Consider the following 17,930-nt stretch of genomic DNA (forward strand, 5'->3'; position numbering starts at 1 on the left):
ATTTATGACTGTATCAGCAGATTATATTATCCTGGGAGGAGGAGTGGCCGGATTGACTCTGGCGGCGCTTTTAGCCGGTAAAAACCGGGATGTTTTGCTGATTGAAAAATCGTCTTACCCTAAACATCGGGTGTGTGGAGAATATCTGAGCAACGAGGTTATCCCCTTTCTGATGCAAGAAGATCTTTACCCCGAAAAGTCTGCCTTCCCGGAGATCAATCGATTTGAATTATCCGACATTGAAGGAAGGGGGCTGGAAATGGACCTGGACCTGGGTGGTTTCGGAATCAGCAGATACGCGCTGGATCAACATCTCTTTGATCAGGGCAAGCAAAGAGGCGCGAGAATCCATCAGAATGAAAAAGTCACGAATGTCCGGTTCGATAAGAATATTTTCCACATCGAGACTAACAAAGACTCCTATACTTGTAACTGGCTTATCGGTGCATTCGGTAAGCGTTCGGCGATCGACAGGATCCTCAACCGACCGTTCATGCAAAAGCGTTCTCCTTATATGGGGGTGAAATATCATGTTAAAAACCCTTCCCTCCGTTCCAACACTGTCGCGCTGCATAATTTCCCCGGAGGTTACTGTGGCGTAAATGCCGTGGAAAACAATACTATCAATATTTGCTACCTCGCTCACAGGAGCTCCATGGAAAATGCCAGAAGCATTCGGGAGATGGAATCCAACGTGCTATTTAAGAATCCCAGAATTCAGGCAATATTCTCCGAAAGCGAATTTCTGTGGGACAAGCCAGAGGTCATTAACGAAATTTCATTTGAAACGAAGTCGCCGGTTGATGAACACATACTGATGTGCGGAGACGCAGCGGGAATGATCACACCACTGTGCGGAAACGGGATGGCTATGGCTATGCACTCAGCCAAGCTTCTTTTCGATGTCCTCAATTCTTTTCACCCTGAAGAAATCAATGACAGGGAAGCCCTCGAGCAGGCGTACAGAAATGTCTGGAGTCGGCATTTCTCGACAAGACTCAGCACAGGCCGAAAAATCCAGCGTCTCTTTGGAAATGGCTCCTTTTCGGGGCTCACCGTTAGGGTTGGAAAATCGATCCCCGCCATTGGTCACTGGCTGATGCGCCAGACACACGGAAAGCCATTCTAGTATCCGGCCCGTATGGCTTGCAACACATGGGTATGATCCAGAAAGAAATAAATAAAAAATGCATTGAGGCATAGGGCAGAAATGAAGTTTAACCGCATCGTGTGGGTGTAATCTGCTGCTGTCGCCGATCTCCTCACCTGCACATACCAATAAATAAAATAAATCAGCACAGGCAAAAGTGCCAGGATAAACTGCCAGCCATACCTGACTGCAAAGAACTGGCTGAAATACAGAAAATAAGCGCCCACGGCCATGGTGAAGAAAATAGCGGTAAAATGAAAAGTGCCGCGAATGCCTAAAACATAGCTGAGCGTCCTGTCTCCCCTTTTTATATCTTCCTCATGCTGATATATTTGCGTCATCGGGTAAGATCCCCACAGAATCAGTGAAGACAACATGGCCGGCATCAGCGTTTTCGACTGAAGTATAACGCTGCTGTCAAAATCATTGATTCCTGCATATGCCATCAGGAAAGTAAAAAAGCCCTGAAACAAACCTGCAATGAACCAGCTGATCCATGCATATTTTTTTAAGCGAATTGATGGGTGGCTATAAGCTTTGGATACCAACCCGTATATAAATACCATCACAGCAAACGTCAAATTGACCTGTAAGGCCAGAAGAATTCCGATTACATCAAATATTAGTGCCGTAAAATATAATTCCTTCCGTACCTTAGGTGGATTCTTCAATCCGCCAATACTATTTTCATCCCTGTCGAAGTAACTGTTATACCCGTTGCTGGCCGGATAAATGAATAAATGCAATACCACAAAAACAATCAGAAGACGATCCGGATTAAGATTAGGAGATATGGATACGGCAAACAGGAATACCGGGAGCAAAAAAAAGGAAAAGGGAATCCGAAGGTGTAACCAGGTCGACTTGTGAAACATTTGTTTTTGAGTGAAGATAAAATCTAAAAATAAGTATTATTGATATATGAGTACATTCATTCAAGCAATTGGTACCGCTGTACCGCAATATGTCATTTCACAGAATGAAGTACTGCAATTTATGCTGAAAGCCCACCAACTTAAAGGTGAGGACAGAAAAAATCTGGAAGTTTTATATCGCGCTACAGGAATACAAACACGTTATTCGGTGATAAAAGACTACCTGCAGCCGGATCAGAATGAATTCTTTCCCAATAATGAAGAGCTAACCCCATTCCCGGACACCCGGCAACGACAGCAGAAATACCGCGACGAAGCCCTTGAGCTTAGCCTTACGGCCGCAAAAAAATGCCTGGAAACGATTGACCCGTCTAAAATCACGCACCTGATTACCGTTTCATGTACCGGGATGTATGCACCCGGACTGGATATAGACCTGGTAAACCACCTCCGTCTCTCACCAGAAGTGAAACGAACCGCCATTAATTTTATGGGTTGCTATGCGGCATTTAACGCAATCAAGGTGGCAGATGCGTTCTGCCACTCCGATAAACCGGTAAACGCACTGGTCGTCTGTACAGAATTATGCACCCTCCATTTCCAGAAAGACAATACCGAGAACAATTTTCTTGCAAACGCCCTCTTTGGTGATGGTTCATCTGCCTTGCTGCTGACCAATCAAAAACCTGCTACACCATCGCTTGAAGTTTCACACTTTTATTCCACCCTGCAGACGGAAGGACATGAAGAAATGGCCTGGGATATCGGAAATACCGGCTTTGAAATGAAACTCAGCGCGTATGTTCCGGATTTTCTGAAGAAGGGTATTGATCCCATGCTGAACCGCCTTTGGGAAGAAAGTAATCAAAGGGAATTTGATTACTACATCCTGCATCCGGGAGGAAAACGAATACTCCAGGTCCTTGAGGAAAAATTAGGTATCGGCGCTTCCGAAAATCATTTTTCACGTCAGGTACTCAAGAAATTTGGGAATATGTCCAGTGCTACAATACTTTTTGTTCTTGAAGCACTGTGGAATTCAGGAGCCATGAAAAATGACCAGTATAATGTGCTTGGGCTTGCATTCGGACCGGGTCTAACGCTGGAAAGTATGATTCTTACCATTCACAGTCATGAGTAATTTTCTACGTAAACGGTCCAATGAAATTGAATTGATGGACGACCTGCAAAGTTCAGGCCCCGTTATCGATCAGACTTTGAAAGAACTTGCCGTAATAAACCAGCTGCTGGGTGGAAATTATGTCACTCTGCTCGGTCTGGATTCATTTACAAATCAGGATGAACCCCTTCATATCATCGATATAGGCTGCGGCGGTGGAGATATGATGATGCAGATTTGTGACTGGGCAACCAAACAGGGCATTGACATTCGAATCACAGGTGTGGATGCCAATCCGAATATCATCGAATATGCCCGGAGAAACACAGAGAACTACCCGCAGATCGATTACCTGGCATGTGATATTTTCTCTGAAGAATTTAAAGCACTTACGTGTGACGTGGTTACGGCTACACTCTTTACTCATCACTTCTCCGATAATGAATTGATCCGGCTTTTCTCCCAACTGAAAGGTCAGGCAAGAAAGGGTATGGTGATTAATGATCTGCACCGGCACTGGTTTGCATATCATTCCATTAAGTTGCTTACCCGGGTCTTTTCAAAATCCAAAATGGTTCGCAATGACGCTGCCGTGTCTGTGAAAAGGGCATTTCACAAAAATGAGCTGGCCACGATCCTGTATAAATCAGGCATCCATGGTTTCGACCTTTCCTGGCACTGGGCATTCAGGTGGAAAGTGGTGGCCACCTGGGATCATTGATTAATCCAAACCGTTTTTTCCGACATTTCATCCCTTCTACCGGCAGGCCATTTTTCGATTTTAGGCATCCCGAGATATAAAAATCCAAGGAGCTGATCTTCTGCCTTCCAGCCAAAAAATTCTCCTACCCCATCGTAAAAAGTGATGCCTCCGGTACTCCAGTAACAACCTACCCGATAGGAAGAAGCAGTGAGCCACATGTTCTGAACCGCACAAGCTACAGCACACACCTCCTCCACTTCGGGAACCCTTCCTTCCGGATCCCGGTGCATACCAATCGCAATAATGTGGGAGCATTCGAGAGGCTTTTTCAGCAGTTTCTCATATTTAACCTCATCATATTCAGGATTGCGCTCGCGGTATACTTCTGCCTGGTACTGCGCCAGTTTCTGAAGCCCTGTTCCTGTAAATACCGTAAATCGCCAGGGCTGGGTAAGCCTATGTGTGGGAGCCCACCTGGCATTTTCAATCATGTCCTCTATCACCGAATCTGGAATTGTTTCTTCGGAAAATAAATTGGTGTATATCGAGCGTCGCTCTCGAATAAGTTTTCTTGCGTAATCGGGCATTTCCATAATATAACGCGGTTGAGTTTTTATATTAGCGCTTCTAAGGTACATGATATGCAACGAATACTGTTTTTGATTATCCTGATTTCTTTCACTTCAAAAGCGCAAATGACCCCTTTTGAATCCACCGGTGGAACCGAAACAGGAACTTACCCCGAGGTCATTTCATTCTACCAGGATCTTGCCCGCCAATTTCCACAATCCGCAAAACTCCTGGAAATGGGATCAACGGATAGCGGTAAGAAACTTCATCTCTTCATTATCGACCTGTCAGGGTCCTTTAATTTAAAGGAACTTCAGGCAGCTGGTAAAACCATGGTTTTAATCAACAACGGAATTCATCCCGGTGAACCGGACGGCATCGAGGCTTCCATGATGCTGGCCCGCGACTTACTGTCCGGCAAAAATGCGCTGCCCGAAAATACTGTCCTGTCTATTCTGCCCCTGTACAACATCGGCGGTGCCCTCAACCGTAATAGCACAAGCCGGGTAAACCAGAACGGACCAGTGTCCTACGGTTTCAGGGGAAATGCCAGAAATTATGATCTCAACCGGGATTTCATTAAAGCTGACACCAGAAATGCATTTTCTTTTTACGAAATCTTCCACCTTGTAAATCCTGACGTATTCATCGACACGCACGTGAGTAATGGTGCCGACTACCAATACCCCATAACTCATCTCGCAACCCAGCATAATCGTATCGGATCACCGATGGGCAACTACATCCATGACCAATTTACGCCTGAACTGGAGCAGCTCATGGAGGCCTCCGGGAACAGGATCACCCCCTATGTAAATGTCTTCAATCGCACTCCGGATGAAAGAGGATTCAGCCAGTTCATGGATGCTCCCCGTTATTCAACCGGCTACGCAGCCCTTTTCGGAACCCTCGGATTTATGATTGAAACACATATGCTGAAGCCCTTCGATGTTCGCGTAAAATCAAGCTATGATTTTCTTATTAATGTACTTAAGATCGTTGGCCGTGACGGGGCAAAAATTCAGACCCTGCGCAGGGAGACTACTTCAGGTCTGGTCCCGGGTACACTTCACCCTATCGACTGGAAACTGGATGAAGCCCAATCCCGAAAGATAATGTTCGCAGGATATGAAGGTACGATGCAAAAGAGTGAGGTTACCGGACTCGACCGCCTGAAATATGACCGTAATGCTCCTTTCGAAAAAGAAATTCCTTACTTCGATACCTTTATCCCGTCAAAGGAAATAATCGTTCCTTCAGCCTACGTTATCCCGCAGGGCTGGCATACGGTAATTGACAGGCTGATTGCGAATGGCGCCGTATTTACGCGGTTGCAGGCAGATACCACCATTGCGGTCGAAAGCTACAGGATCAATGAAGTGTCCTCAGCCAGTAATCCGTACGAAGGACATTTTCCGCATCGTTCCATGTCGGTCACGCGCCATGAGGGCACTGTTTCATTCCGTGCAGGCGACTATGTTTTCCCGCTATCTCAAAAGGCCGGTCGTTATATAATAGAAACCCTGGAGCCTGAGGCAACCGACTCATTCTTTCGGTGGAATTTCTTCGATACGATACTTCAGCAAAAAGAAGGATTCTCACCCTATGTCTTTGAAGACCTGGCATTGCAGATTCTGAAGGAAAGCCCATCCCTGAACAGGGAATTTCAGAAAAAAAAGAGCGAAGAGCCTGAGTTTTCTCAAAACTGGTACGCCCAGTTAAATTACATCTATGAGCACTCTGAATATTATGAAAAGGCCCATATGCAATACCCGGTATATCGAATTTTGAAATAACTTTCGTGTTCGTCCGACTGTTTGGATGGTATGGAAATCACAATCGTTTTTCCCCATCAGCTGTTTACAGATTCGCCCGCCGTTGGTAACGGAAGGCCCGTGTATATATACGAGGATCCATTATTCTTTCAACAATATCCATTTCATAAAAAGAAACTGATCCTTCACAGGGCATCCATGAAGTATTTTGCTGAAATGCTCGCGCAGCGGGGTGTGGACAGCCGTTATTGTGAAATTGGTGAATACGGTACGCTCAAGAAACTATTCGAATATTTCACAGCCGAGAATGTATCGAGTATTCATTACGTATACACAGACGATTACCTGCTGGAAAGACGTCTGGCACGCTTGGCCAGGCAAAGCGGCATCGGACTTCAATCCTATGAAAGTCCGCTTTTTCTCCTTGATCGTGAGGGAATGAATGACCAGCTTGGTGAACAGGAATCCTACTTCATGGCAAGTTTCTATAAAAAACAGCGCCGGAGGTTCGGCCTGTTGATGGAGAACGGTCAGCCCGAAGGCGGAAAATGGAGCTTTGATGACGAAAACCGGAAAAAACTTCCCTCATCCGTAGAAATTCCTGGTAAATATATCCCCCGTACGAATGATTATCTCACGGAAGCTATAACATATGTAGAAAGGAATTTCCCCGATAATCCGGGCATTGTCGAAAACTTTGTTTACCCGGTTACTCATCTTCAGGCAAAAGAATGGCTGGCAAATTTTCTGGAACACCGGATTGATTCCTTTGGTGCCTATGAAGATGCTATTTCAGATAAAGACCCATTCCTTTTTCACTCTGTTCTAACACCTTCACTAAATATCGGCCTCCTAACCCCTCAACAGATCCTTACCGGGTTGATGGATCGGCATGAGCGAAAAAGTATCCCGCTGAATTCACTGGAAGGATTTATTCGACAGATCATCGGATGGCGTGAATTTATGCGTGCTATATACTTTTACAAGGGTACCTTTCAGCGAAAGTCCAATGTCTTCGGTCACCAGCGAAAAATCCCCCGGTCTTTCTGGACGGGTGAAACCGGCATAGTACCGGTTGATGATACAATAAAAAAAGTATTGGAGCATGCCTATGGACATCATATCGAGAGACTCATGATCCTTGGAAATTTTATGCTCCTGTGCGAATTCGACCCCGATGAAGTATACCGGTGGTTTATGGCACTTTTTATAGATGCATATGACTGGGTTATGGTTCCGAATGTCTATGGAATGACCCAGTATTCCGACAATGGCGTCATTACCACCAAGCCATATATCTCCGGTTCAAACTATATCCGAAAAATGAGCCACTACAAAACCGGTGAATGGAGCAGGATCTGGGACGCCCTTTACTGGAGATTCATTCACGTCCATCAGGAAGATTTTTCCGGAAACCCAAGAATGAATATGATACTAAGCCTGCTCAACCGTATGGACCCTGAAAAACTCAGGGACCATCTGGAAAGGGCTGATACGTTTCTTAACGGGCTGAAAGACTAGCGTCGCGAACGGGTCACATTCAGGGAATACTGAACCCCAAGTTGAATGCCCACATTCAAATTCGCTTTTTCAGCAAAAACCTGGTTTGCATTACCACTAATAATATCATTGAACGCATCTTCATTGCGGTAGCCGTCGATGCTGTAATTGGCCCTGATCTGGGTTGTGACAATGAAATGTTTGGCAACGTCTATATCGAGCCCCATTGCTAAAGCGATCTGGAAATTCATATTCCTGAACTCGTTCGCCTCTTTCTTCAACACATCCTGATAATAGGCGGCGGAAATCTCGTATGTTCCATCCGTAGCTTGCTGACTATTTTGTGAAGCGGTGGGGTAATCCTGAAGTATCTCTTCAAAAGATGCTCCGTCCGGTATTTGAAATTCTCCGGACTGGACAGCCACAGATTCGATGGCCTTTGTAATGAATGAAAACTGCGGCCCGACATTAAAATTGAAGCGGGTTGCACTGGTTCCACTGCTCATGAAACGAAGCAAAACCGGAACATTGATCATGCTCATGTCGAGCTTGTGCTCCCCTTTTACCTGTTCAGCAATGTCGATTATTTCATATACGGCCTGCTGATTCGCCATAATTGTCTCCAGGGAAAGGCCGAAAGAGGGTGTAAGATCATAGCTCACATTTAACCCAATTGGAGAAAAAGAATGCGAAAAAGTAGCCTGATACCGGGGATCACTCTTAATCCCGTTATCCAGAATTATATCCGATGTTATGGCGGTTGTCAGGCCTAAACGAAGCCCTTGCGCCACACCCGAATAGGAAAAAATGCAAAAAATTGAGGCAAGAATAAAAAATCGTTTCACTGTTCTGCTCCTTTAGTTCACTTATAAATACTGCCTCTGGCAAACAGTAACCCGACCACGTTAATTGCCTTTAAACGGGTGATGTAAGGTTTGTGATCATATAAACTATTTGATGAACGAAAGAATTTCACCCGCGATTGAAGAAGGATCCGCTTTTTCCATGGGATGGAGAACACCTTCCAGAACCCTGAATGACCCATTTTCCAGCGCATCGGCAATTTTGCGGGTCTCGTCGATGGTCACCATTGAATCCAGTGAACCCACCATCAGGCATACTTCATTCATTACAGTATTCCTGCCCGCAATCCAATCAGGCTGATTCCCAAGAGCAGTCATCATGCCAGCCGTTGTGTGGAGGACCTGCTTCCAGTCGGACGGAGCATGCCTTTCCAGCAGAAACCTGGCAAAAGCCGGGACTTTCTCTTCTATTTTCGAAGGATTCAGCATGGCCTTTTCCTTATCAGCTGTTTCCGGGGTCCAGTCGAATTTTGTTCCGAGGGTCATTATTTTCCCTGTTCGTTTGCTGGTCCTTTCGGCTAATTTAAGCGCCACATATCCTCCCATGCTAAACCCAAAGATATGGGCATAGGGCAACTTGTTCAGGTCCATGAACCGGACAACATCGGATGTGAAATCATTTATGGAAAACCGTGAGGGCACCGGGAGGCCTCCATGTCCGGAGAAATTGAGTGTGTATACATCAAAATCCTGTTTAAGGTATGGAATGAGCGGTTCCACCTGGGCGGATGAGCCAAGCGCCCCGTGCAATAATATTAAGGCTTCCCTGTTCATGAAATTTATGTCTCCCTTTGATGTAAAATTACTTCATTAAGAGAAGTCATGTATTTATCTTTATTCCTCTGTAAACTATCAAATTAACATTAAAAATATGAAGCCAGTAATTACCTTTTGTGTCTTGTTCTTCGGCCTGACCTTTTTCCTTGCCGGACAGGAGAAAATTGACTACGATGCCATTGCCAAAATGAAATCCGAAGGCATGGAAAATTCGCAGATCGAAATGATCGCATCCTACCTTACCGATGTCTCCGGTCCGCGCCTTACAAATTCGCCAGGCCTGATGCGTGCTTCGGAATGGGCGGTGGAAGAAATGAAGAAATGGGGTCTGAAAAATGTTGCCCTTGAGCCGTGGGGAGAATTTGGTAAGGGATGGCAGGTAGATAAAAGCTATGTCGCCATGACTGAACCTTATTACATGCCTTTCATTGCTGTGCCTAAGGCATGGACCGGCAGCACAAGCGGTTTGGTATCAGGCGAGGTAATGCTGGTTGATATTCAGACAGAAGAAGATCTCGAGAAATACAGGGGTAAACTTAATGGCAAGATCGTCCTGGTTGCTGATGATTATGATGTAACAGCCACCTTTGAGGCGGACGGCAATCGTTACACAGATGAAGAATTGAAGGAGATGGAAAAATACCCTTCGCAAAACGGTGGAAGCGGTGACTATTCAGCACGTTATGCACGATATCGGGCAATGCGTGAATTCAGAAATAAGGTGAATGATTTCATGGCCAGTGAAAATGCGGCACTGATTATTTCTGCCCGTCGCGGACGGCATGGCACATTCTTTACATCAAACGGAGCATCCTACGCTCCAGGTTCGGAAGTGGCGACAGCGGAATTTGAAATGGCTCCGGAATATACAAACATGATGAAACGTCTGCTGGCCAAAGGCATCCCCGTTAAACTTGAGGCCGAGATCAGGACTTCTTTCTATGAAGATGATATAAAGGGCTATAATGTGATCGGTGAGATACCCGGAACCGACAAAAACCTGAAAGATGAGGTGGTAATGATTGGCGGGCACCTGGATTCATGGCATGCAGGTACAGGAGCTACAGATAATGCCTCAGGATGTGCAGTTATGCTTGAAGCTCTTCGTATCATCAAGACGCTGGGATTGCAGCCTAAAAGAACCATTCGCGTTGCTCTCTGGACAGGTGAGGAGCAGGGTATTCACGGGTCCCGTAACTATGTGAAAAATCATTTCGGCGACAGCGAAACCATGGCCCTGAAGCCGGAACATGAGAAACTATCGGCGTACTATAATATTGACAACGGTACAGGCCGCATCCGTGGTGTCTATCTTCAGGGTAATGAAGGTGCCAGACCGGTTTTTGCCAGCTGGTTCAGCGCGATGTCAGACATCATCGAAACGCCTACCATCACAATACGTAATACCGGAGGAACAGATCACCTCGGTTTCGATGCTGTGGGTCTTCCCGGATTCCAGTTTATCCAGGACGAAGTGGAATACAACACACGTACGCACCATACCAATATGGATGTATATGACCGTCTTGAAATTGATGACCTGAAGCAAATGGCAACCGTGATAGCTATCATAACCTATCATACCGCCCAGCGCCCTGAGAAAATGCCCAGGGAAAGTATTCCGGTTGTAACCGGCTCAAATTAAGGAACAAACATGGCAGGATGGCGGTCATCGTGATCGGTGGCCGCCTGAAATGCCTCTCCAAGTGCTATCAGGGAAGCCTCTCCCATCATCTTCCCAATGAAAGATATACTCGTAGGTGAACCATTGTTGTTAAAACCGTTCGGCATTACCAGACAAGGATGGCCGGTAAGATTCGTCAGTACCAGCTGTCCGCCAAAACTGGGGGCGATCACCACGTCATAGTCCTCCATGATCGCATTCATTTCCCGGATGAGATTTGTTCGTATCCGGTTGGCATTGATATAGTCGGCCGCCGGAATAAATCTTGACGTTCGGAAATAGTTTGGCCAGGCGCCCTTGTCCTGTCGAACCATCAGCGTATCAAGACCGCTGCGGGTAAGTGCGTCAAATGCGGCAGAAGCCTCGCTTGCAAGGATTACAGTTAACGGATAAACCGGAATATCTGAAGGCAGTTTTACCTCATGCAATTCAATTCCAAGACTTCGGATCGCTGCAAGTGCAAGGCTGTCATTGGTCCGGTTGCCCCGCACCTGGGAAAAATCTTCAGCCAGGTAGCCTATTCTGAGGGATTTTATGTCCACATTAGCCTTGTAATTAAAAGGGGCTTCCACGATGCTTGGATCCTTTCCGTCTGCCCCACGGATTACATCGAAAACCAGCGCGCAATCACGGGCAGAACGCGCGATGGGGCCGACTTTATCCATCGACCAGCTAAGAGCCATCCCGCCGTGGCGGCTCACCCGACCGAAGGTCGGCCGCAGCCCTGTTGTGCCGCAGCGCGTTGAAGGAGAAACGATAGATCCCAGCGTCTCTGTGCCGATGGCGAAAGGTACCAGACCGGCTGCGACGGCCGATGCAGAGCCGGCCGATGAGCCGCTGCTTCCCTGATTCAGATTCCATGGATTTCTTGTAACACCACCAAACCAGACATCACCCATTGCCAGGGCGCCGAGTGTGAGCTTTGCCACAAGAACAGCTCCTGCGGCATCAAGTTTTTCAACAACTGTAGCCGTCATCTCAAGCCGCTGATCTTTGTACGGCATGGCCCCCCACGTTGTCTCATAGCCTTCTACTGAAAATAAATCTTTCAATCCGTACGGAATTCCATGCAGCGGTCCGCGGTATTTCCCGGCTGCAATCTCTGCATCGGCGGCTGCTGCCTGCTGCATTGCCCGTTCTTCAGTTAGCGTAACCACGCACTCAAGTGTATCACCAAATTTCTTCAGACGGTCAATGAACAAACGCGTGAGTTCAACCGACGTTATCTTTTGTGACCTGATCAGTGAAGCCAACTCGGCAACATTGTAAAATGCCAGCTCGTCCCTGTTCTTTGGCAATGAAATATTCTGCGGCAACTTCCAGTCAATCACTTCCTGTGTTCCCTGAATCTCCGAATAAAACATGGGCATAAAAACCTGGGCGGGAGGAACCTCATTTGGAAGTCCGTACTGGTGTATCGCCCTGATCCGTTCCTGATTTGCATACAAACCATCCCGCAGTGAATCCCGCTGCGCGTCGGTGAGGGAAAGATCAAGGAATGGCTCCATATACTTAACGGAATCAAATTTCTGCGCCACGGCCAGTAGCGGGAATAGAAGAGAAAGAGTAAATAGTGTAGCTCGTAAATGTTTCATCGGTTAAATTGTCTTCGTGGCTTAAGTTACAATTTTGCCTGAATTTTCGTTACTTTCCGGAGCAAAAGCAAGAAACACACGAATCATGAAAAAACACTTTGTTGATCTCTTTGAATATAACGATTGGGCGAATCAACGCATGCTTATTACACTGGAGAAGAACGAGATTACCGACCAGAAACTTATCCTTCTCTATGGTCATATCGTATCTGCGCAGATAGTCTGGCTTAACCGGATCAAAGACCTTCCCACAAGCCCCTTTCCCCTGTGGGAAGAATATAAGGTACGGGAACTGTGGAGTATGACAGAAGAAAGTACGGCCAACTGGATCTATTACCTAAACCATCACAAGATGGAGACATTCGAGGAAATGATCTTTTATAAGAATTCCGAAGGCAAAAAATATGAAAATACCATTCGGGAAATTATCACGCAGGTAATCAATCACAGTACCTATCACAGGGCCCAGATGGCCATGCGGTTGAAGGAAATCGGTATTCAGCCTCCCTCAACCGACTACATCGCATACCGAAGAATCAGGTAAACTTACCAGCTATTTGCTTGTTTAAACATGTAAATACTTGACTATGAAAACACTTATTACAATTTTATTTTCATTTCTGCTCCTGCCGGCAATTGCACAGGAGGGAATTACGGTATGCCACACACCAGCTACAGAAAAGTTCGCCCTTTTCGCATCAAATTCAGACTTTAATGCAGATCATCCTGCACCGTTGGTCTACATCCATGAAACTGTGGCAGGAAAGATGATTACTTTCAGCACGCCAGACGGAAAAGATGCCAATGCCTTTTACCTGGAAGCCCCGGTAAAAAGCAATAAGTATCTGCTGGTGATCCATGAGTGGTGGGGATTGAATGAACACATCAAACGTGAGGCCGAAAATCTCTTCAACGATCTGGGAGATGTGAACGTAATCGCACTCGACATGTATGATGGTAATGTGGCTACAACCCAGGCTGAAGCCCAGAAATATATGGGCAGCATGAAGACCGATAGGGGTAAAAGCATTGTGGAAGGTGCCATGGCGTTTGCGGGTGACGGCGCAATATTCGGAACGATCGGATGGTGCTTCGGCGGCGGATGGTCGCTTGAGTCTACCCTCATCGCCGGAAGTGCGGCACAAGCATGTGTTATGTATTACGGAATGCCGGTACAGGATGTCGCGAGACTTAAGACTCTCAAGGCCCCGGTGCTGGGAATTTTTGGTAGTCAGGACCAGTGGATCAATCCGGATGTAGTAAAGACATTTGAGAAAAATATGAAAGAAGCGGGCGAATCGCTTACCGTAGAAATGTACGATGCGAATCATGCATTCGCCAATCCGAGCAACCCGCAGTTTGACCAGGAAGCAACAGCAGATGCATATGCGAAAACCCTTGCATTCCTGAAAGCCAATTTAAAATAATTCCCTGCTCAACCTAACAGAAAAAGGAGGCGCGTTGCCTCCTTTTTTATTGATGTTTGTCCCCCGGTTCGGAAAATCATTACAGCTAATTTTAGTACTTTAGTAGTATGAGTAAACCCGCCAAAAAACTATTTCTTCTCGACGCATACGCACTGATCTACCGCGCACATTTCGCTTTCAGCAAGAATCCAAGAATCAATTCCAAGGGATTGAACACAGGAGTGATGCTCGGATTTACCAATACCCTACTGGAAGTGCTTCAAAAACAAAAGCCAACGCATATTGCCGTGGCTTTCGATACTTCTGCACCTACTTTCCGGCATGTTGAATTTGAAGCATATAAAGCCAATCGCGAAGAAACCCCGGAGGATATTCGGGTGGCTGTTCCCATCGTGAAAGATATTATTCGCGGATTCAATATTCCGATTCTTGAGAAGGACGGTTTCGAGGCAGATGACGTCATCGGAACACTTGCAAAAAAGGCCGCAAGTGAAGGATTTGAAGTATTCATGATGACTCCCGATAAGGATTTCGGACAGTGCGTAGATGAACACGTCTATCTCTTCAAGCCTGCATTCATGGGCAATGCGGTGGATATCCTTGGCGTGAAAGAAGTGAAGGAGAAATGGGATGTCGCACGGGTTGACCAGGTGACTGATATGCTCGGGCTCATGGGCGATAGTGTTGATAATATCCCCGGAATTCCGGGAATCGGGCCTAAAACTGCATCAAAACTTCTTCATGAATTCGGAAGCGTGGAAGAGCTGGTTGCCAATGCCGACAAGCTCAAGGGTAAACAGAAGGAAAATGTGGAGAAGTTCGGTGAACAGGGAATCCTTTCGAAACACCTCGCTACCATCAAAACAGATGTGCCAATTGAGTTTAATGAAGAAGCGCTTGTCTATGATGGTCCGAAAGAAGAAATTCTGAAGCCACTGTTTGAGGAACTGGAATTCCGCACCATTGCCAAACGTGTATTTGGCGAAACTGCGGCGCAGATCAGTCAGACTACCAATGGATCAGGACAACTTGATATGTTCAGCAGCGCCACCCAGGATATTCTTGACATGGATGAGGAAAGTCTGAATACGGAAAAGGATACCATCGAGTCTGCTGAGCACGATTATCACCTGGTTAGTGATGAAAAAACCATGAAGGAACTGGCGGGATTTCTTGCCGGCCAAAGTGCCTTCTGCTTCGATGTTGAAACCAATAGTATCGATGCGGTAGAAGCCCTTCTCGTTGGAATTGCCTTCTCCTATGTGCCGGGTGAAGCCTTTTACGTTCCTGTCTCCACAGACATTGCTAAAGCTGCCAATACGCTGAAATACTTCAAAGCGGTGTTGGAAAATCCTGAAATTGAAAAGATCGGGCATAACATTAAATACGATATCCTCGCCTTGAAAAAATATGGAATACAGGTTGACGGACCCGTGTATGACACAATGCTGGCGCATTACCTGATCGAGCCGGAAACCCGGCACGGTATGGATGCACTGGCGGAACAATACCTGAATTATAAGCCTGTGCCTATCACCGAGCTGCTTGGCCCGAAGGGTAAGAATCAAAAAAATATGGCCGACTTACAACCTGAAGAGATCGTTGAATATGCGGCTGAAGATGCCGACGTTACCTTGCAGTTAAAAGATGTACTTGACAAAGAAATTGAGTCCACAGGTTTGGGAAAACTTCTTCGTACCGTTGAACTACCCCTGGTGAACGTACTGGCAGATATGGAATTCGAAGGGGTGCGTGTGGATGAGAATGTCCTGGCTTCAATGTCCGGGGAGCTCCAGGAAGCCAGCCTGAAAGCCCAGGAGGAGGTCTTTGAACTGGCAGGCTGTGAATTTAATATCGCCTCGCCAAAACAACTGGGAGAAGTCCTGTTCGACCGGATGAAACTCGTCGACAAACCAAAAAAGACCAAATCGGGGCAATACGCAACAGGTGAGGAAATTCTGAGTAAACTGGCCAATCAGCATGACATCGCAGCAAAAATCCTTGAATTCAGGGAATATCAGAAACTAAAATCCACGTACGTCGATGCCCTCCCAAAAATGATCAGTAAGACCGACGGCCGCATCCATACTGATTACAACCAGGCTGTTGCTGCTACCGGCCGGCTGAGTTCAAATAACCCGAATCTTCAAAATATTCCCATCCGTACCGAAAAGGGCAGGGAGATCAGAAAGGCATTTGTTGCACGTGATGACCAGCATATTCTACTCTCTGCGGATTACTCACAAATTGAGTTGAGAATCGTTGCTGCATTTGCTGAAGATAAGGAAATGATTCGGGCGTTTCGTGAAGGAAGGGATATTCATACCACCACTGCAAGCCGTGTTTTCGATGTGCCGCTTGAAGAAGTCGATCCCAATATGCGGCGAAAGGCGAAGGAGGTCAACTTCGGAATTATCTACGGAATTTCTGCATTCGGACTTTCACAAAACCTGAATATTTCAAGAACGGAAGCAGGTGATATCATTAAAGCCTATTTCAAGGAATTTCCCGGGATCAAGAAATATATGGACGCCTGTATCGAAAAGGCGCGGGAAAAAGAATATGTGGAAACGATTATGGGCAGAAGGCGCTATCTCAGGGATATTAACTCCAGGAACGCCACGATGCGGGGATTTGCCGAGCGAAATGCTATCAATGCTCCTATCCAGGGAAGTGCCGCGGATATCATAAAACTGGCAATGATCGAAATACATAACTGGCTGAAGAAGGAGAAACTTCAGACCAAAATGATTATGCAGGTTCATGATGAACTTGTATTCGATGTCCATAAGGATGAACTGGAAAAAGTGCAAAAGACCGTGATCGAAATGATGGAAAATGTCGTCGAACTTTCGGTTCCAATGAAAGTGGAAGCCGGCACCGGTGAAAATTGGCTAAAAGCACACTAAGACTATGCAAAGTTCCATCGCGCCCGCTCACATAGTTGAAGCACACGACCGCATACGAAATTATATTCACCGTACTCCCATACTTACCTGTCAGCAAATAGACGATATAGCAGGCTGCGAAATATACTTTAAATGTGAAAACTTCCAGAAAGTGGGGGCTTTCAAGGCCAGAGGGGGATTAAATGCCGTGCTGAGCCTCTCACCTCAAGAGCTGGAAAAAGGAGTAACTACCCATAGTTCGGGCAACCATGCCCAGGCAATTGCCCTGGCGGCAAAAATTGCGGGAACCCACGCCTACATCGTAATGCCCGAAAATGCTCCGCGGGTGAAAGTTGATGCCGTGCGCGGCTACGATGGCGAGGTCATCTTTTGCAAACCTACGCTGGAAGCAAGGGAAACCACCGTGCAGGAGGTAATCAGGGAAAAGAATGCTACGTTCATTCACCCTTACAATGATGAACGAATCATTTGCGGTCAGGCCACTGCAGCCAAGGAATTGATCGAAGATCTAAGTCACCTCCAGCTCGATTCAATTCTGGCACCGGTTGGAGGGGGCGGATTACTCAGTGGAACAGCACTTGCCGCGTCATTCTTTTCCCAAATCCGTGAAATTTATGGTTGTGAACCCGAAGGTGCCGACGACGCCTTTCAATCTTTCAGGGCTGGAGTATTGATCCCTCAGCGAAATCCGCAAACCGTTGCCGACGGCTTGCGTACGTCCCTTGGAGAAAAAACCTTTGCCGTTATTTCAGACCTGGTTTCAGACATCCTGCTGGCTGATGATCAGGAGATCGTCGCCGCCATGGAATTGATATGGCAACGTATGAAAATCATTATCGAGCCTTCCTGCGCCACGCCACTGGCTGCAGTGCTTCGCAACCCACATCTGTTTGCCGGTAAAAAAATCGGCATAATCCTAAGCGGGGGAAATGTAGACATCAAATTCGGACTGGACGGCACGCGGCTCACATTTTCCAGTTAA

Annotated in this window: 15 protein-coding genes; 10 read left to right on the forward strand and 5 right to left on the reverse strand. The window is 46.5% G+C overall.

Features of this window, described 5'->3' with window-relative positions; genetic code table 11:
• Positions 1-4 precede the first annotated feature (4 nt).
• Entirely contained in the window at positions 5-1,129 is a 1,125-nt protein-coding gene (locus LDX50_RS26235; RefSeq protein ID WP_225699257.1) for an NAD(P)/FAD-dependent oxidoreductase, read from the forward strand.
• On the opposite strand, the gene LDX50_RS26240 is transcribed toward LDX50_RS26235, so the two are convergent.
• A complete protein-coding gene (locus tag LDX50_RS26240; RefSeq protein WP_225699258.1) occupies positions 1,126-2,025 on the reverse strand; it encodes a UbiA family prenyltransferase in 900 nt (299 codons plus the stop codon). The genes LDX50_RS26235 and LDX50_RS26240 overlap by 4 nt on opposite strands.
• 46 nt (positions 2,026-2,071) lie before the next feature.
• Here LDX50_RS26240 and LDX50_RS26245 point away from each other — a divergent pair, with 46 nt between their 5' ends.
• On the forward strand, positions 2,072-3,166 hold the full coding sequence (locus LDX50_RS26245) for a type III polyketide synthase (RefSeq protein ID WP_225699259.1): 1,095 nt from the start codon (positions 2,072-2,074) through the stop codon (positions 3,164-3,166).
• Positions 3,159-3,866: a methyltransferase domain-containing protein gene (locus LDX50_RS26250; RefSeq protein WP_225699260.1), complete on the forward strand. Its 708-nt coding sequence runs from the start codon at positions 3,159-3,161 to the stop codon at positions 3,864-3,866. The genes LDX50_RS26245 and LDX50_RS26250 overlap by 8 nt, the downstream gene beginning before the upstream one ends.
• On the opposite strand, the gene LDX50_RS26255 is transcribed toward LDX50_RS26250, so the two are convergent.
• Entirely contained in the window at positions 3,860-4,441 is a 582-nt protein-coding gene (locus tag LDX50_RS26255) for a nitroreductase family protein (RefSeq protein WP_225699261.1), read from the reverse strand. The two genes, LDX50_RS26250 and LDX50_RS26255, sit on opposite strands and share 7 nt — an antisense overlap.
• Before the next feature lie 48 nt (positions 4,442-4,489).
• Between LDX50_RS26255 and LDX50_RS26260 the strand changes: the two genes are divergently transcribed.
• Both LDX50_RS26260 and LDX50_RS26265 read left to right on the forward strand, forming a co-directional pair.
• Positions 4,490-6,214, forward strand: a complete 1,725-nt coding sequence (locus LDX50_RS26260; RefSeq protein WP_225699262.1) for a M14 family metallopeptidase — start codon at positions 4,490-4,492, stop codon at positions 6,212-6,214.
• Between the two features lie 30 nt (positions 6,215-6,244).
• Positions 6,245-7,714, forward strand: a complete 1,470-nt coding sequence (locus LDX50_RS26265; protein ID WP_225699263.1) for a cryptochrome/photolyase family protein — start codon at positions 6,245-6,247, stop codon at positions 7,712-7,714.
• Here the strand turns inward: LDX50_RS26265 and LDX50_RS26270 are convergent.
• Together LDX50_RS26270 and LDX50_RS26275 are read right to left on the reverse strand one after the other, a co-directional pair.
• Positions 7,711-8,538 (reverse strand): outer membrane beta-barrel protein, encoded by an 828-nt coding sequence (locus LDX50_RS26270; protein WP_225699264.1) that lies wholly within the window; start codon positions 8,536-8,538, stop codon positions 7,711-7,713. The genes LDX50_RS26265 and LDX50_RS26270 overlap by 4 nt on opposite strands.
• A 105-nt stretch (positions 8,539-8,643) precedes the next feature.
• Positions 8,644-9,330 (reverse strand): alpha/beta fold hydrolase, encoded by a 687-nt coding sequence (locus tag LDX50_RS26275; RefSeq protein ID WP_225699265.1) that lies wholly within the window; start codon positions 9,328-9,330, stop codon positions 8,644-8,646.
• Between the two features lie 97 nt (positions 9,331-9,427).
• Here LDX50_RS26275 and LDX50_RS26280 point away from each other — a divergent pair, with 97 nt between their 5' ends.
• Positions 9,428-10,978, forward strand: coding sequence for a M20/M25/M40 family metallo-hydrolase (locus LDX50_RS26280; protein ID WP_225699266.1), 1,551 nt, complete (start codon positions 9,428-9,430; stop codon positions 10,976-10,978).
• On the opposite strand, the gene LDX50_RS26285 is transcribed toward LDX50_RS26280, so the two are convergent.
• Positions 10,975-12,612, reverse strand: a complete 1,638-nt coding sequence (locus LDX50_RS26285; protein ID WP_225699267.1) for an amidase — start codon at positions 12,610-12,612, stop codon at positions 10,975-10,977. The two genes, LDX50_RS26280 and LDX50_RS26285, sit on opposite strands and share 4 nt — an antisense overlap.
• Before the next feature lie 85 nt (positions 12,613-12,697).
• Here LDX50_RS26285 and LDX50_RS26290 point away from each other — a divergent pair, with 85 nt between their 5' ends.
• The 4 genes from LDX50_RS26290 to LDX50_RS26305 all read left to right on the forward strand — a co-directional run bounded on the left by LDX50_RS26290 (position 12,698) and on the right by LDX50_RS26305 (position 17,930).
• Positions 12,698-13,156, forward strand: a complete 459-nt coding sequence (locus tag LDX50_RS26290) for a DinB family protein (RefSeq protein ID WP_225699268.1) — start codon at positions 12,698-12,700, stop codon at positions 13,154-13,156.
• A 43-nt stretch (positions 13,157-13,199) separates the two neighbouring features.
• Positions 13,200-14,039 (forward strand): dienelactone hydrolase family protein, encoded by an 840-nt coding sequence (locus tag LDX50_RS26295; RefSeq protein WP_225699269.1) that lies wholly within the window; start codon positions 13,200-13,202, stop codon positions 14,037-14,039.
• 107 nt (positions 14,040-14,146) lie between these two features.
• Positions 14,147-16,948 carry a DNA polymerase I gene (gene polA / locus LDX50_RS26300; RefSeq protein ID WP_225699270.1) on the forward strand — a complete coding sequence of 934 codons (2,802 nt, stop codon included), beginning with the start codon at positions 14,147-14,149 and terminating at the stop codon, positions 16,946-16,948.
• Positions 16,949-16,952: 4 nt separating this feature from the next.
• Positions 16,953-17,930, forward strand: a complete 978-nt coding sequence (locus LDX50_RS26305; RefSeq protein ID WP_225699271.1) for a pyridoxal-phosphate dependent enzyme — start codon at positions 16,953-16,955, stop codon at positions 17,928-17,930.

The organism is Fulvivirga sedimenti, from assembly GCF_020328055.1.

Excerpts from the sequence above, each read along its gene's own strand:
- LDX50_RS26250 (WP_225699260.1), top strand. The coding sequence starts at position 3,159 with ATGAGTAATTTTCTACGTAAACGGTCCAATGAAATTGAATTGATGGAC.
- LDX50_RS26305 (WP_225699271.1), top strand. The coding sequence starts at position 16,953 with ATGCAAAGTTCCATCGCGCCCGCTCACATAGTTGAAGCACACGACCGC.
- LDX50_RS26280 (WP_225699266.1), top strand. The coding sequence starts at position 9,428 with ATGAAGCCAGTAATTACCTTTTGTGTCTTGTTCTTCGGCCTGACCTTT.
- LDX50_RS26285 (WP_225699267.1), bottom strand. The coding sequence starts at position 12,612 with ATGAAACATTTACGAGCTACACTATTTACTCTTTCTCTTCTATTCCCG.
- LDX50_RS26260 (WP_225699262.1), top strand. The coding sequence starts at position 4,490 with ATGCAACGAATACTGTTTTTGATTATCCTGATTTCTTTCACTTCAAAA.
- LDX50_RS26265 (WP_225699263.1), top strand. The coding sequence starts at position 6,245 with ATGGAAATCACAATCGTTTTTCCCCATCAGCTGTTTACAGATTCGCCC.
- polA (WP_225699270.1), top strand. The coding sequence starts at position 14,147 with ATGAGTAAACCCGCCAAAAAACTATTTCTTCTCGACGCATACGCACTG.
- LDX50_RS26235 (WP_225699257.1), top strand. The coding sequence starts at position 5 with ATGACTGTATCAGCAGATTATATTATCCTGGGAGGAGGAGTGGCCGGA.
- LDX50_RS26290 (WP_225699268.1), top strand. The coding sequence starts at position 12,698 with ATGAAAAAACACTTTGTTGATCTCTTTGAATATAACGATTGGGCGAAT.
- LDX50_RS26245 (WP_225699259.1), top strand. The coding sequence starts at position 2,072 with ATGAGTACATTCATTCAAGCAATTGGTACCGCTGTACCGCAATATGTC.
- LDX50_RS26255 (WP_225699261.1), bottom strand. The coding sequence starts at position 4,441 with ATGGAAATGCCCGATTACGCAAGAAAACTTATTCGAGAGCGACGCTCG.
- LDX50_RS26295 (WP_225699269.1), top strand. The coding sequence starts at position 13,200 with ATGAAAACACTTATTACAATTTTATTTTCATTTCTGCTCCTGCCGGCA.
- LDX50_RS26240 (WP_225699258.1), bottom strand. The coding sequence starts at position 2,025 with ATGTTTCACAAGTCGACCTGGTTACACCTTCGGATTCCCTTTTCCTTT.
- LDX50_RS26275 (WP_225699265.1), bottom strand. The coding sequence starts at position 9,330 with ATGAACAGGGAAGCCTTAATATTATTGCACGGGGCGCTTGGCTCATCC.